At 42.4% G+C, this 15,153-nt stretch carries 13 protein-coding genes; all 13 read right to left on the reverse strand.

Going from position 1 to position 15,153, the window contains the following annotated elements; translation table 11 throughout:
* Positions 1–130 precede the first annotated feature (130 nt).
* The 13 genes from N693_RS0111715 to N693_RS0111775 all read right to left on the reverse strand — a co-directional run bounded on the left by N693_RS0111715 (position 131) and on the right by N693_RS0111775 (position 15,091).
* On the reverse strand, positions 131–1,093 hold the full coding sequence (locus N693_RS0111715) for an ABC transporter permease (protein ID WP_025784988.1): 963 nt from the start codon (positions 1,091–1,093) through the stop codon (positions 131–133).
* A 1-nt stretch (position 1,094) separates the two neighbouring features.
* On the reverse strand, positions 1,095–2,141 hold the full coding sequence (locus N693_RS0111720; protein WP_025784989.1) for an ABC transporter permease: 1,047 nt from the start codon (positions 2,139–2,141) through the stop codon (positions 1,095–1,097).
* Complete coding sequence (locus N693_RS0111725; RefSeq protein ID WP_025784990.1) at positions 2,134–3,702, reverse strand: ABC transporter ATP-binding protein; 1,569 nt, start codon at positions 3,700–3,702, stop codon at positions 2,134–2,136. The genes N693_RS0111720 and N693_RS0111725 overlap by 8 nt, the downstream gene beginning before the upstream one ends.
* 178 nt (positions 3,703–3,880) lie before the next feature.
* Positions 3,881–4,954, reverse strand: coding sequence for a BMP family protein (locus N693_RS0111730; RefSeq protein WP_025784991.1), 1,074 nt, complete (start codon positions 4,952–4,954; stop codon positions 3,881–3,883).
* Between the two features lie 48 nt (positions 4,955–5,002).
* The gene (locus tag N693_RS0111735) at positions 5,003–5,731 is read right to left on the reverse strand and encodes a GntR family transcriptional regulator (protein WP_025784992.1); all 729 of its coding nucleotides are present in this window, start codon (positions 5,729–5,731) and stop codon (positions 5,003–5,005) included.
* A 151-nt stretch (positions 5,732–5,882) separates the two neighbouring features.
* The gene (locus N693_RS0111740; RefSeq protein ID WP_025784993.1) at positions 5,883–8,246 is read right to left on the reverse strand and encodes a DNA translocase FtsK; all 2,364 of its coding nucleotides are present in this window, start codon (positions 8,244–8,246) and stop codon (positions 5,883–5,885) included.
* A gap of 72 nt (positions 8,247–8,318) precedes the next feature.
* Positions 8,319–9,986 carry a ribonuclease J gene (locus N693_RS0111745; RefSeq protein ID WP_025784994.1) on the reverse strand — a complete coding sequence of 556 codons (1,668 nt, stop codon included), beginning with the start codon at positions 9,984–9,986 and terminating at the stop codon, positions 8,319–8,321.
* Between the two features lie 101 nt (positions 9,987–10,087).
* Complete coding sequence (gene dapA, locus N693_RS0111750; protein ID WP_025784995.1) at positions 10,088–10,981, reverse strand: 4-hydroxy-tetrahydrodipicolinate synthase; 894 nt, start codon at positions 10,979–10,981, stop codon at positions 10,088–10,090.
* Positions 10,982–11,004: 23 nt separating this feature from the next.
* On the reverse strand, positions 11,005–12,051 hold the full coding sequence (locus tag N693_RS0111755; RefSeq protein WP_037593173.1) for an aspartate-semialdehyde dehydrogenase: 1,047 nt from the start codon (positions 12,049–12,051) through the stop codon (positions 11,005–11,007).
* A 98-nt stretch (positions 12,052–12,149) separates the two neighbouring features.
* Positions 12,150–12,743 (reverse strand): dipicolinate synthase subunit B, encoded by a 594-nt coding sequence (locus tag N693_RS0111760; RefSeq protein ID WP_025784997.1) that lies wholly within the window; start codon positions 12,741–12,743, stop codon positions 12,150–12,152.
* A gap of 4 nt (positions 12,744–12,747) precedes the next feature.
* Positions 12,748–13,527 (reverse strand): hypothetical protein, encoded by a 780-nt coding sequence (locus N693_RS19690; RefSeq protein ID WP_025784998.1) that lies wholly within the window; start codon positions 13,525–13,527, stop codon positions 12,748–12,750.
* A complete protein-coding gene (locus tag N693_RS0111770; protein WP_371257560.1) occupies positions 13,520–13,798 on the reverse strand; it encodes a YlmC/YmxH family sporulation protein in 279 nt (92 codons plus the stop codon). Before N693_RS0111770 ends, N693_RS19690 begins: the two co-directional genes overlap by 8 nt.
* 63 nt (positions 13,799–13,861) lie before the next feature.
* Complete coding sequence (locus N693_RS0111775) at positions 13,862–15,091, reverse strand: pitrilysin family protein (RefSeq protein WP_025785000.1); 1,230 nt, start codon at positions 15,089–15,091, stop codon at positions 13,862–13,864.
* Positions 15,092–15,153 lie beyond the last annotated feature (62 nt).

Raw genomic sequence — 15,153 nt, forward strand, 5'->3', positions numbered from 1 at the left:
AATCGCGTGTTCTAGTAGTATGCTTCTTTCCAACTTCACTATACATTTCCAAACGTTCTCATACAAGTGAACAGTTCCAACAAAAAACTGCCCGAAGTGTCCTTAGTGGGACATTTCGAGCAGTAAATGATTATCGAGAACCTTTGATGTAGGGATCTCCAATCGCTTTCGGTCCATTCGCTTTTCCGATAAATCCAGCAAGCGCAATAATCGTAAGCGCATAAGGCAAAATATACAAAAATACAGAAGGGACGTTTTGCATAAATGGTATTCCAGAAGAACTGATTGCGAGCGCTTGAGCAAATCCGAAGAATAGCGCTGCGCCCATCGCTCCAATTGGATGCCACTTACCGAAAATCATTGCTGCTAATGCCATGAATCCTTGACCGTTAATAGTTGCATGGCCAAAATCATTTGTCATAGTTTGTGCATAGACAGCTCCACCTATACCAGCAAGACCACCAGAAATGATCACTGCAATATAGCGAATTCGATTGACTTTAATCCCCATCGTATCCGCCGCCATCGGATGTTCCCCTACAGAGCGAAGACGCAATCCGAACGGTGTCTTAAAGATGATAAACCAAGCAAGGATTGCAATTGCAACCGCTAAAATAGATGATCCATATACCGACTTAAAGAACATTGGTCCTATTACCGGGATATCCTGTAAAAAAGGTATGTTAAACCGTGGAATTTTCTCTTGGATAAAGTCGGTTTGTCCTTTACCATAAATCATTTTTACTGAGAACAAAGCAATTGCAATACCTAGTAAGTTTATTGCAACACCCGAGACGACCTGATCAGCACGAAATGAAATAGATGCAACTGCATGCATGAGTGAGAAAACTGCCGAAACAAGCATCGCAGCTAAAATCGAAACCCAAGGAGTCCATGCACCAAATGTATCCGCAAAAAATAGATTGAAGACAATTCCTACGAATGCACCCATAACCATTAATCCTTCGAGTCCAATGTTAATGACACCTGAGCGTTCAGAGAATACACCGCCAATTGCGGTGAAAATTAGAGGCGCAGCGTAAGCAATCGATATTGGAACGATGAAATAGAGTATATCGAGAAAGCCACCCATCTTACTTCGCCTCCTTTTTCTTGCTAATTCGTTGTAATCCTACGCGAATGATATAACCAGATGCTACAAAGAAGATTATTAACGCAATAACAATTGATACAATTTCAATCGGTATATTTGCAGCATTCGGCATATTGTTTGCACCATATTTAAGCGAACCAAACAAACTCGCTCCGAAAACTACACCTAGTGGAGTATTTGCACCCAACAAGGCAACCGCGATTCCGTCAAAACCGATTCCAGTAAATCCAGCTCTTGTAGACATGTTGCCGAATGTTCCAAGTGCCTCCATTGCACCCGCCAGACCAGCGAATGCTCCTGAAATGAGCATGGCCATGATAATGTTTTTCTTAACACTCATTCCTGCATATTGTGCAGCATTTTCGTTAAAACCAACTGATTTAAGCTCGTATCCTAGTTTCATCTTTTCTAGGATGAACCACATTACGAACACCATTAAGAGTGCGACAAAGATTCCGTAGTGAAGCGTAGAGTAATCTGTAAGCTCCGATAAGAAGTCCGAACGCAATGATGCCGTATCATGGATTTTTTCTGTTTTAAATCCGCCATTAGCCAACACTTTAATAAGCGCGTTCACAACATACAGTGCAATATAGTTCATCATAATAGTGACAATTACTTCGTGAACTTTCAAAGTCGCTTTCAGCAAACCCGGAATTAGACCCCAAATTGCTCCTGCTGCTGCCGCTGCAAGCAATGCTAGCGGCAAGTGAATGATTTTCGGTAATTCGAAAGCCATACCTACGTAAGCTGCTGCGAACCAACCAACGATCAGCTGACCTTCAACTCCGATATTAAATAGACCTGTTCGGAAGGCAAAAGCAACCGCTAGTCCAGCAAGGATATATGGGCTGATTTGACGAATGGTTTCTCCAATCGCATAAGCATCACCAAATATACCGTTCCAAAGTGCAATATAACCCGCTACAGGATCGTAGCCACTTACAAGCATGACAACCGCTCCGACTAGTAATCCGAGGATAATTGAAATCACCGGAACGAGCACATTTATTAATCGATTAGACATGATCGTCATCACCTTCTTTCAATACAGCACCGTCATTGCCTTCAACAATTTCACTTTTGTTATGTCCTGCCATGAACAGACCGAGTTCTTGTTCACTCGTTTCAGCAGGGGTTACCGTGTCAACAATCGCGCCATCATAAATAACGGCAATCTGATCGGATACGTTCATTACTTCATCTAGCTCGAACGAAATTAACAGAACTGCTTTCCCATTATCACGCTGTTCAATGAGACGTTTGTGAATAAACTCAATAGCGCCCACGTCAAGTCCTCTGGTAGGAAGTGCCGCAATCAGTAGATCTGGGTTCCGGTCCACTTCACGACCGATAATCAACTTCTGTTGATTTCCTCCAGAAAGAGCACGAGCAAGTTCGTGTTCACCTTGTGTTCGAACATCAAAGTCCGAAATTAGTTTGTTTGCATGTTTCGTTACTTCCTTGTAGTTCATAAGACCATTCGCGGAAAATGGTTTTTGATAATAGGACTGCAAAGCAGCGTTATATCCAACACTGAAATCCAGAACAAGACCATGTTTATGACGGTCTTGCGGGATATGCCCCAATCCATTTTCGGTAATATGTCTTGGGTTCTTATTCGTAACGTCTTTATCACCCATGATGATTTTACCGGACTTCACTTTGCGCAGTCCTGTAATTGCTTCAATCAGTTCGGACTGACCATTGCCATCAATTCCAGCGAGACCAACAATTTCACCTCGACGGACAGATAGGTTTAGGTTTTTTACTTTTTCAATACCTCGATAATCTGTTACGACAAGGTTTTCAATCTTCAAAATTTCTTCTGTAGGATGCGATGGTCCTTTTTCTGTTTTGAATGTAACTTGGCGCCCAACCATAAGCGTAGCAAGTTCTTCAGGATTCGTTTCAGCAGTAATAACCGTACCGATCCCTTCCCCTTTACGAATAACAGTTACACGATCTGAAACTGACATAATCTCTTGTAGTTTGTGAGTAATTAGAATGATTGACTTTCCTTCTTCAATCAACTTGTGCATAATTCTAATTAATTCATCTATCTCCTGTGGCGTTAAAGATGCTGTCGGCTCATCAAAAATTAGAATTTCTGCTCCACGATAAAGTGTTTTCAGAATTTCCACACGTTGTTGCATTCCGACCGAAATGTCTTCAATCTTCGCATGCGGGTCAACATCCAACCCATATAGTTTTGAAATTTCCGCTACTTTCTTAGCAGAGTCCTTGATGTTGAGCATCCCCATCTTGGTAGGTTCACTGCCAAGAATAATATTTTCAGTAACTGTTAGATTCTCAACAAGCATAAAGTGTTGATGCACCATTCCGATTCCCAAGTCGTTGGCTACGTTAGGATCTGTGATGTCTACTTTTTTGCCTTTAACTCTAATCTCTCCGCCATCTGGCTGGTATAGACCGAATAATACATTCATCAATGTGGACTTACCTGCACCATTTTCTCCGAGGAGAGCATGAATCTCGCCTTTTTCCAACTGGAGAGTAATATTGTTATTCGCATAGAAAGTGCCAAATTTCTTTTTGATATTCAGCATCTCGATGACGTATTCCACTGATCTCACTTCCTTGCTTATAGTTTCTACTAGTTTTGTTTGTTAAATTAACACAATAAAAGATTCCAAACAGAACCTTTTAGTCTGTCAATTTAGGAATTTCTGATTCTGACTATGTATATAAAAACAACGAAGGCCGGTATGAACCGGCCCCCATTCTTTTCATTAGAGAGTCCTCTTACTTTTCACCTGGAACCTCGATTTTGCCATCGGAAATATCTTTGTCATACTTCTCGATTTCAGCAAGTACATCTTCAGGAATCGCACCGCGTGAATCTGCAAGCGCTACACCTTCATCATGCAAACCGTAAACTTTTGTTTCGCCGCCAGGGAATTTACCTTCCTTAGAAAGCTTCGCGATATCGTTTACAGCGTTATCAACACGCTTCAACATTGAAGTCAATGTTACGTTCTCGTCTCCAACTTGACCTTCGTCGTACTGGTCAGAGTCGACTCCGATTACCCATACATATGCATCTTTGTCTGCTGATTTACGTTCTTTAGCTTCACTGAATACACCGTTACCACTACCACCAGCTGCGTGGAAAATAATATCTACGCCTGATGAATACATGCGGTTAGCTGCTGCTTTACCAAGTTCTGCTTTATCAAATGCACCTGTGTATTGAACATCTACTTTAATGTCTGGACGAACGGCTTTAACACCCGCTAAGAAACCAACTTCAAAACGTTCGATTACTGGAATTTCCATACCGCCAACAAAACCGATTTTATCGGATTTAGTCATTAGAGCTGCAGCAACACCTGCAAGGTATGCACCCTCTTGTTCTTTAAAGAGCACGCTTGCTACGTTTGGCTGTTCAACAACACCATCAATGATAGCGAACTCAGTATCTTTTTGTTGTTGAGCAATTGTGTCAATTGCATCTTCCATAAGGAATCCAACACCAAAGATCAAGTTGAAATCACGTCGAGCGAGCGCATTTAGATTTGTTGTGTAGTCTGCATCACTTTGTGATTGCAAGTAGTCAAATCCTCCATCGCCCTTTTTCAAGCTGTTTTCCGAACCAAAGTCCTGAATTCCTTTCCAAGCGGATTGGTTGAAAGATTTGTCGTCAATACCACCGACATCCGTTACCATTCCAAGAGAAAATTCAGATGTATTGCCTCCGTCAGAAGATGAACCTTTGTCACTTCCCTTGCCTTCTTCTTTGTCTGAACCACAAGCTCCCAAAACTGTACCTGCAGCAAGTACAAGAGACAGTGCAAGACCAAATCTGCGTTTACTCATTTTGTGACCTCCCTATTTATATGTTGGTATGATTATGGCGAAATCGCCTTATACCCGTTTACGTACTACGTGGAAGCTGAATTTGTCCGCGCGAAAATAGTTCTTCGAGAATAGGACCATCTCACCAGTTTCTGTGTAGTGTTTTTGTAGCAATACAAGCAGTGGGACATCGACGCCACACCTAAGTATGGAAGATGCTTCATGATCGTATCCTACAGGTTCAATATGCGCTATCGCTTGGGTAATGTGAATTGACCCATCTTTTTCTAGCGCATCAAAAATCGAATTCTTCATAAGAGTTGACGCTTCCGTTTGAAGATCCTTCTCGTTTACTTGATCAACACAATATACGACGGGTTCACCGTCAGCTGTTCGAACTCTCTTAATTGTAACAATGGAGTCCTCATAGGTGCAACCGAACTTTTCAATACTCTCTTCCGTTGCAAGTGCATCTGAAACTTCAAGAAAAATCGTTCCTGGCTCCATACCGGCATCCCGAATCATAGAAGAAACACTTGATAGTTCTTCGATGCCTGAAGAGAACAATGGACGCGCTTTCAAAAATGTCCCGACGCCGTGTTTTCGAACAATTATTTTCTCTTCTTCTAATACACGAAGTGCTTCTCGCAATGTCGCCCGACTTACTCCTAACGTCCTAGCCAGTTCAAACTCCGAAGGGAATTTTTCATTTTCTTTAAACACGCCGGCCTCAATGTCCTGCTTAATATGCTCGATGACTTGGACATATAAATGTCTTTGGTCTGCCTTTATCATCAACCCATCTCCCTCCGGCCGAGGTCAGACCTCTGATGTTTAACGTCGTTCTATTCACCCATACTATAACATTTAACGAAGAGAAAATAAACATCGTTTCAAAAAAATAATTTTCTACACCTGCTTATTGTTCTAAATCTGACAAATTCCTGTGTTACACGTCTGTTGAATCTTTCCCTACCAATACCTGTCTCGGCTTACTTCCTTCTGGAGGCCCTACCACCCCACGCATTTCCATTTGGTCGACAATGCGTGCCGCTCTTGAATACCCTACACGGAAACGTCTTTGTAGTAAGGAAACTGAGGCAGTTTGCATCTCTACGACTAACTGGACCGCATCATCATAGAGCTCATCCGTCTCATCAAAATGATGCACTTCTTCGATTTCTGTTGGAATCATTTCTTCCTGATACTGCGCTTTTTGTTGCTGTATGACAAAGTCCACAACTGACTCTACTTCACGATCCGAAACAAAAGCGCCTTGAACCCGCGTTGGCTTGGAAGCACCTGCTGGCAGGAAGAGCATATCTCCTCTTCCAAGAAGCTTTTCCGCGCCGCCACTATCAAGAATCGTTCGGGAATCGATGGCAGAAGAGACCGAAAATGCAATTCTAGATGGAATATTAGCTTTGATGATTCCTGTGATGACATCTACGCTTGGTCGCTGAGTTGCGATAATCAAATGGATCCCGGCAGCTCTGGCCATTTGAGCAAGTCTTGTAATTGCATCTTCCACTTCGTTGGATGCAACCATCATTAAGTCCGCAAGCTCATCCACGATGACTACGATATAAGGCATTTTCGGGTGCTTTTCATCATTTTCTTCATTCCAAGTGTCGATATGTGTATTATATCCCTCAATATTCCTCGTGCCTGTATGGGAAAATAGCTCATAGCGTCTTTCCATTTCAGATACGACTTTCTTCAAGGCTTGAGCCGCTTTCCTAGGGTCTGTAACAACTGGCGCCAGTAAATGAGGAATCCCATTGTAAACATTCAATTCGACCATCTTAGGGTCAATCATCATCATTTTCACTTCATGTGGCTTAGCTCTCATTATAATGCTAATAATGATTCCGTTTACGCAGACACTCTTACCACTACCGGTGGCTCCCGCGATTAGCACGTGAGGCATCTTGTTCAACTCTGAGAGCATTGCCTCTCCTGTGACATCTCGTCCTAAAGCAATAAGAAGTTTCGAATCCGGACGGTTATTCTCTTTCGCTTCTAGCACTTCACGCAAACTCACTACTGCAACCGCTGTATTAGGTACTTCAATTCCTACAGCTGATTTCCCTGGAATTGGTGCTTCAATCCGGATTCCACTTGCTGCAAGTGCAAGCGCAATGTCATCAGCTAAACTGACAATTCGGCTTACTTTCACACCGGTATCTGGCAGTACTTCATACTTGGTTACCGCAGGGCCTAGATGGACTTGGGTAACGCGTGCTTTCACGCCAAAACTGTGAAATGTCCGTTCCAATTTTTGTGCGTTTGCTTGTATTGCGTTGTATTCACCTGACTGATCATTTTCAGGAGGTTGTTTCAATAGATTAAACGATGGCAACTGGTAGGATTCGTTCTCTTTTTCTCCCGAGACACCTTGATAAGGATCGTTAGATATTTCAGTAGAATCGAGCTCCTTTTCATCTACATGAGGTACAGATTCTGTCTCTTTTTGCGTTGGTTTTTCTGCTTCTTCATTCCGTTCATTAAATGCTGAAATGATCGGCTGTACATAAGGTTCCTCTTCCTCATGCATCCCTACAACATTCGTTGTAGATTCTTTTTCTTGAACAGGCTCCTTCTGATGCTTGCTCGAGCGTGTTGTCCGTATTGGTTTTGACTTCTTTTCTGGCGTTACTTTAGGTGCAGTACGGAAATTAATGCCTTTTAGTTTCTGTTTTACAGTTGAGAATGCAGCTGGAAACCACTCAGCAAGATATGGCGCGAGCGCTTTACCAGATACGAGAATCAGACCTGTCAATAAAAGCAATACACCCGCGACAGCTGCACCTGCAGAATCGAAGAGTGAATAGAACATTGCAAAAAGGACGGCCCCGATCATGCCGCCGCCAAGCGTTCCACTTCTAGTACTAATCCCTCCATTTGAGATAAGTACTTTCCACGTTTCCTTTAGAGCGGAATCCGACATAAGGACACGACTAGCGGACAGTTCTTTAAACAAAAGGATGTGGCTAAATAAGAGCAAGCTTGCTAGTATGCAAAGACTTCCACCGACAATCCGATTTTTCCAACCAAGTTCTCCACGTTTCACCATAAACAGGATTGCTTGAACTATTAGGATGAACGGCAAAGCTACATGCCAATTACCAAAAAGGAATCTGCCAAATGAACCTAAACCTCTACCCACAATTCCAAATTCAAAAATCATGATGACTGCAAGTGCAAGCATCGCTAAACCAATTACTTCAAACAAAAGAGGATTTAATGGCGATTTCCCCTTTTTTTTACTTGGTGATCGTTTCTTTTTCTTTTTTGAGACTTTCTTAGACATGCTGTACCTCCTTTTTGCGAAAAAAGGATTTCCTGCCTGACGGCAAGGAAATCCTTAAGAAGAATCTTACGATCAATACTCCATTATTATTGGAATAATCATTGGGCGTCTCTTCGTTTGTTGATACAAATAAGAGCTGAGCGTGTCTCGGATCTCTTGTTTAATGTTTGTCCATTCAAACGTTTCTTTATTCACATATTTTTCTACAATTTTACGAATCAGATTAGATGCTTCTTCTAGCAGCTCCTCTGATTCACGAACGTAGACAAATCCACGGGAGACAATTTCAGGACCTGCCGCAATTTTCTTTTGTTTACGGCTTAATGTAATGACAATTGTAAAGATCCCATCTTGGGATAGGAGTTTACGATCGCGCAAGACAATATTTCCAACGTCCCCTACGCCAATTCCATCAATCAAAATATTTCCTGCAGTTACGCGACCACTCATTCTAATCTTACCATTCTTGTATTCAACGATATCGCCTTTATCTGCAATGAATATCTGGTTTTTGCGCATTCCAGTCTCTTGTGCAAGTTTCGAGTGAGCAATAAGCATTCTGTATTCACCCGTTACCGGAATGAAGTTTTTCGGTTGCATAAGATTAAGCATCATTTTCAAATCTTCTTGACTACCATGTCCTGAAACATGGACATTACGCGCAGACGTCAAGACGGTTGCACCCGCTTTTGCAAGTTCGTTCATCATTGAATATACAGAGACCTCAGATCCTGGAGACGGTGTAACCGTGATTAACACCGTATCTGTATCTTTAATACGAATATCCCGATGATGTTTGCGTACGATTTTTTCAAGTGCTTCGAGTGGTTCCCCTTGGTTACCTGTCAAAATAATGACGACTTCGCTATCATTGTAGTTCCCTATATCTTTAACAGAAATGACGATTCCTTCGCCAACATTTAAATAGCCAAGTTTTACGCCGACTTCAAAATAGCTTTCCAAGCTTTTACCGACAACAGCAACTTTCTTGCCTGCCTCAGCCGCTTTGTCTAAAACTTGCTGGATTCGTAAGAAATTCGAAGCATAGACTGCCACTAGAATTCTTCCCTCTGCTCCATAAAAAGTTTTTGACAATTGAGTTTCGACTACTGTTTCCGATGTTGTATAACCTGGTCGCTCAGCCTCTGTTGAGTCGGACATTAAAATAAATACACCCTCTTCGCCAAGAGCTGCCATCTTCCCAAGGTCAGGCTTGTAAGGTCCTTTAGCTGCTTGGTCAAATTTGAACTCTCCTGTGTGAACGATTGCTCCTTCACTCGTATGGAACACAATACCAAGTGCATCTGGAATACTATGAGTCGTATTGAAAAATGTCACGTATGTACGTTTGAAGTTCATACGACTCTTTGTTGACACTTCGAAAAACTTCACATTCGAAGGAGCAGGCATCACTTTTAAATGCTCTTTAGCAAGTGCAAGTGTAAGTTTTGATCCGTAAACTGGAGCTTGTACTTTTTGTAACAAATACGCGATTGCACCAATTGCATCCTCGTGACCGTGCGTTAAGAAAATCCCTTTAACACGTTCTTTGTTTTCTTCTAGGTATGTCATATCCGGAATTACGAAATCGATTCCCAGCATTTCTTCTTCTGGGAACATCAGGCCCGCATCGACAACAAATAATTCATCATCGATTTCTACCACATACATCGATTTCCCTAATTCTCCCACCCCGCCAAGCGGAATGACTTTTATTACTTCATTTTTGACTTTAGTCACATTGTTTCCTCCTATATAAAATTCCCGCGCTAAACGATTAGTTCTCATTATACTTGACATAGCACTTCTGCACAAACAAAAAAAGCCGGCAGTCTCGCCGGCTATTTCTTTTTCGAATCAAATTGTTGTTTAAATGTTTGTAGAGTAAGGTCCAAATAAGAATCCACTTCTGAAATTCCGACAAGGGGTAAACGTACATCTCCTACTGGAAGCCCAGCCTTTTTCAAGAAATACTTAATTGGCACTGGGTTAGGTTTTGAAAATACCGATTGAAACAGCGGCATGAGAGATTGATGGAGCAAGGCCGCATTGGCAATGTTTCCGTTCTGAAAATCGTGGATCATGCGTTGCATCTCGAGTCCGACGATATGCGAAGATACGGAAATAACTCCGGATCCACCAATTGCCATCAGCGGTAATGTTAACGCATCATCACCACTGTAGACACTGAATGTATCGTCTGTTCCTTCAATAATTGCAGCCATTTGTGACAAGTCTCCGCTCGCTTCTTTAACAGCTTCAATGTTCGATATGTTTGATAATCGAATCACTGTTTCTGCGGATAAATTCACACCGGATCTTCCAGGAATGTTATAGAGCAATACCGGTAGTGAAGTGCTTTCTGCAATGGATTTAAAATGTTCGTACATACCGTTTTGATCAGGTTTGTTGTAATAGGGCACTACAAGCATTACCCCATCAGCACCAAGCTGTTCGGCACGTTTTGTTGCTCGTATTGAAGCACGGGTATTATTACTTCCCGTACCAGCAATGACTGGGATTCGTTTATCCACAATTGAAATTGCATGAGCGAGCAACTGCTCTTTTTCTTCTTCTGACAAAGTAGGTGATTCCCCAGTTGTTCCATTGACAATGAGCGAATTCGTTCCGTTTTCGATTAAGTGATTAATAAGAAGTCGTGTCACTTCATAGTCAATCTCACCTTCTTCGTTAAACGGTGTGACCATCGCTGTACCAATCGAACCTAACTTCATTCGCACCCTTCCTTTTCAGTTATCTAGTTGTTTTGTGCGTCGCGATTTTTAAGGAGCTGTTCTGCAATTTGAACAGAGTTTAACGCAGCACCCTTCAACAAGTTATCCGCGACAATCCACAAGTGAAAGCCTCTTGGATGATCAGGATCTTTCCGTATACGTCCTACGTAGACATCGTCCTTATTTTCGGCAAAAAGCGGCATTGGATACGTTTGAGTTGATGGATTATCTTGAACGACCACACCTGGTGCTTTTGCAATCGCCCGACTGAATTCCTCCGCTGTAATGCCTTCTTTATCTATTTCCACATATACCGATTCTGAATGCCCCGTGACGACTGGCAATCTCACGCAAGTTGCGGAAACAGCGATGGAAGGATCATTGAATATTTTTTTCGTTTCATTAATCATTTTCCATTCTTCTTTTGTATACCCCATATCATCAAAAGAATCGATTTGCGGAATCGCGTTAAATGCAATTGGATAATGTCGCTCAGCACCAGCGCTCGGCAGCTGTGACGCTGAATTTTCCGCTCTACTGTCAAATTGTCCACTTTGCGATTTCAATTCCAAGATCGCATCTGCTCCTGCACCAGAAACCGCTTGATACGTAGATACAAGTATTTTCTTAATGCCAAATGCTTCTTTTATAGGATTAAGTGCAACGACCATTTGAATCGTTGAGCAGTTCGGATTTGCGATCAACCCATTATGGGTGTTCAATGCTTTTGGATTCACTTCCGGGACAACAAGTGGAACCTCTGCATCCATTCTGAACGCACTTGTATTATCAATCACGATCGTCCCTCGACGAGTGGCTTCAGTTGCAAGTTCTTCTGAAATTGCGCCTCCCGCACTGAAAAAAGCAAAATCGACGCCATTGAATGACTCTGGTTTCGCTTCTTCGATAGTGAATAATCTTCCACCCGCTTGTATAACAGTACCTGCTGATCTCGATGAAGCCAATAATTTCACAGAACGGAAAGGGAAAGCCCGCTCAATAAGTTTATCAAGAATTTTGGCGCCAACTGCACCTGTCGCACCAACAATCGCAACTGTATAAGTCTGCATGATGATTCTCCTTCTCTAACACGATGCCATACAAAAAATGAGGACATCGATAATTCGTATTGCAGGAATTATACCATAACATTGAATAATTGGTGGCTTTATTTTTCAGAAGAATGAAGTATTAATAGAGGCTGGAGCTGTTCCTTTTCTATCGCTGCCGCTGCTGCTTCAACAATTAATGAAAAGTCACTAATGAGGGAGTTTGGTTTTTTATAGGGATCGTCTTGACCGAATGGGATGAAGAACACATTTTTCATATTCAATAATTTGACTAGGTTAGCTGCATTCAATCCCAGAGCATCATTAGTTGAGATCCCGAGAAGAACTGGTGAATAATTGCGTAACGTGGCTTTAGCAGCCATTAGAACAGGGGAATCGGTGGCGGCGTTCGCAAAGCGACTCATTGAATTCCCTGTAAGTGGAGCGATAATCATGCAGTCGACCGGTGTGGAGGGTCCAAAGGGTTCAGCACCCGCAATTGAAGAAATCACTTTTTCGCCGGTAGCTCGCTCGATCTTCTCAATCCATTCCTCTCCAGTACCGAAACGGGTAGCTGCTGTAAGGACTGAATGAGTAATGACTGGCACGACCGTTGCTCCTGCGTCTTGAAGTTTAGTAATCATCGGCAACAATTCTTCATACGTACAATGGGACGCTGTAATCCCTAATCCAATACGTTTGTTTTCAAGCATTTTTTTACTCCTTTCCTCTGCACATCCTCAATATTGTATCTGCCAAATAGCTTGCTGCTCTTTGTGGGAAGTGTTTTCCCGGCAGTCCGAGGTGTAACGTATAGTATGCAGAGGACATTCCGGGCTTTAGGCACCCGGGCTTAGATGCCAGGTCAAACACACGGAGAGGATCTTCTGACACTAAAGTGAGCCATCGCGCGGGAATGGTGTTAATCAGATAACCCGGCTTGAATTCAACATCTGGGGATAGATTTTCCACTTCAAATCCCAAAGCTTCCGCTTCACCGAGCTGAGCTTCTGACCTTGCAAAAATTGTCAGCTTGGCACCAGCTGCCGAGAGAACGTGAGCAAGCATTCTGCCGACTCTTCCAAAACCAGCAATTTGAAAATGGGTACTTGCAATCGGCGTGTTTGTTTCCAGATAAAAGTCTTTCACGAAACCTTCTGCCGTAAGACGAGCATTATTCCAAACAAATCGTTCATCATCTAAATAGCTAGCTACAAAATGACCTGCTGATTCCAATTCTGCTTTCTGGATTTCAGGAATAATACCTGTAAAAAAGACAGTTCCCTTTGGAAATAGCTTTGAGTCGAGCAGCCCTTTCGCCCCTTGTATCGGCAACACGATGTGTGTGGGATGAGTTTCGCAAATTTTATCAGTAAGCTTATCTGATACTTCATCATTTAAGTGAGCAGTAACATCCAACCCTTTTTCTTTAAACAAACGGGCACATTCTTCTATTCGACGATCAGAACCAATCAATAGCCAACGTGCTTCACTCATCAAACTCTGCTCCATCCAGGAAGTGTGTACGACCAAATAAAATACGATGTTCGCCAATCAACACGATTTCGCTCCACGGAATATATTGTTTTGACGCCTCTTTCTTTTGAAGAAATGGTATCTTACTCGTACGATCACGAATTTCAAAACCAATAATAGTTCCGCTCGAGCGATCGAATAACAAATCCGTATCCGCTAAAAATCCATAACGAATCCCCTCTTCTACTTGAATCAGCTCTTTTTGAGCGAGTTCAGACAATAACACATGCATTCCTCCTAGTCTCTTTACAACCAGTCTATGATTGAACATGTGAAAAGCTGACAATCCGTTTGATTAGTCTTGATTTGGAGAAAGAATAGATATTGCAGGTGTATTGCCTAGTAAAGTTTTTGCCATTTCTGCTACATCTTTCGTCGTAACTGCTTGGATCCGAGCAATGACTTCCTCCTCCGTACGATGTTCGCCTAAGATCAGCTCGTTATTGCCATTTCGGTGCATTCTCGCTTCTGTACTCTCTAAGCCAATTAGGTAACTTCCGCGCATTTGTTCTTTTGCATTCCTGAGTTCTTCATCAGTTACTCCATACTCGATGATTTCGCGAATAACGGATTGAACGGTTTCAAATAACTGTTTTTCGTTCTCTGGAGAGGCTGCGCAGCCAATGACGAATGCACCTTCTTCGGCATGAGAGGCATAATAGGAGTATACCGAGTACGCCAAACCTTTTTCTTCTCTCACTTCTTGGAACAACCGCGATGACATAGTACCTCCAAGAATACTATCGAGCAATGCTAAGCTGTATATGTCAGGGTGCTTGAGAGGAAGACCTGGGTAGCCTAGGAACAGATGGGATTGCTCAATATCTTTTGCTTTTCGTCCTTCTCCACTTTTGAAATTAGCGGGTTTTAAAGTTGGACGTGGCTCTTCTGGAATGGGTTTGCTAAATGTACCAAATAGTTGCTCAATCGCTTGTAATAAGGAATCATCAAAGTTCCCTGCAACAGAAATAATAATCCGTTCCGGTGTATAAAAACGATCCATAAATGAGATAAGGTTCTGTCTTGTAAAGGACTTAACCCGCTCTGATGTGCCTCCGATCGGTCTGCCTATGGAGTGGTTAGGGTACATGAGTGCCCATAATCGTTCATCCGCATCTTCTTCTGGCGAATCTTCAACTGATGCAAGTTCGTCGATAATGACAGATTTTTCTTTCGTCATTTCCGTTTCATCTAATTTTGAATTCAATAGCATGTCCGCTAAAATACGAGCTGCGTCTGCTGCACGATCTTCTAAAACAGTGGCATAGAAACAGGTTGCTTCTTTTGTCGTAAAGGCGTTGATATCGCCTCCAAAGCGATCAAATTGCTGTGCGATTTCTTTGGCTGTCAGGGAAGTGGTCCCTTTAAAGAGCATGTGCTCAATGAAATGTGCGATGCCTTCCTCACCTTTCAACTCTTCGGCAGAACCTACTTTTACCCATATTCCAAGCGTTACCGAACGGGCGTGGGATATCGCTTCGCTTACGACCCTTACGCCATTTTCTAGTGTTTGAATAGTTACCATTATTGTGCCTCCCTATTATCCCTAAACAAAAAAGCCCCGCTCTCACAACTGTGGGAGGGAGG

It is taken from the genome of Sporosarcina sp. D27, assembly GCF_000586555.1.
Classification (GTDB): Bacteria; Bacillota; Bacilli; order Bacillales_A; family Planococcaceae; genus Sporosarcina.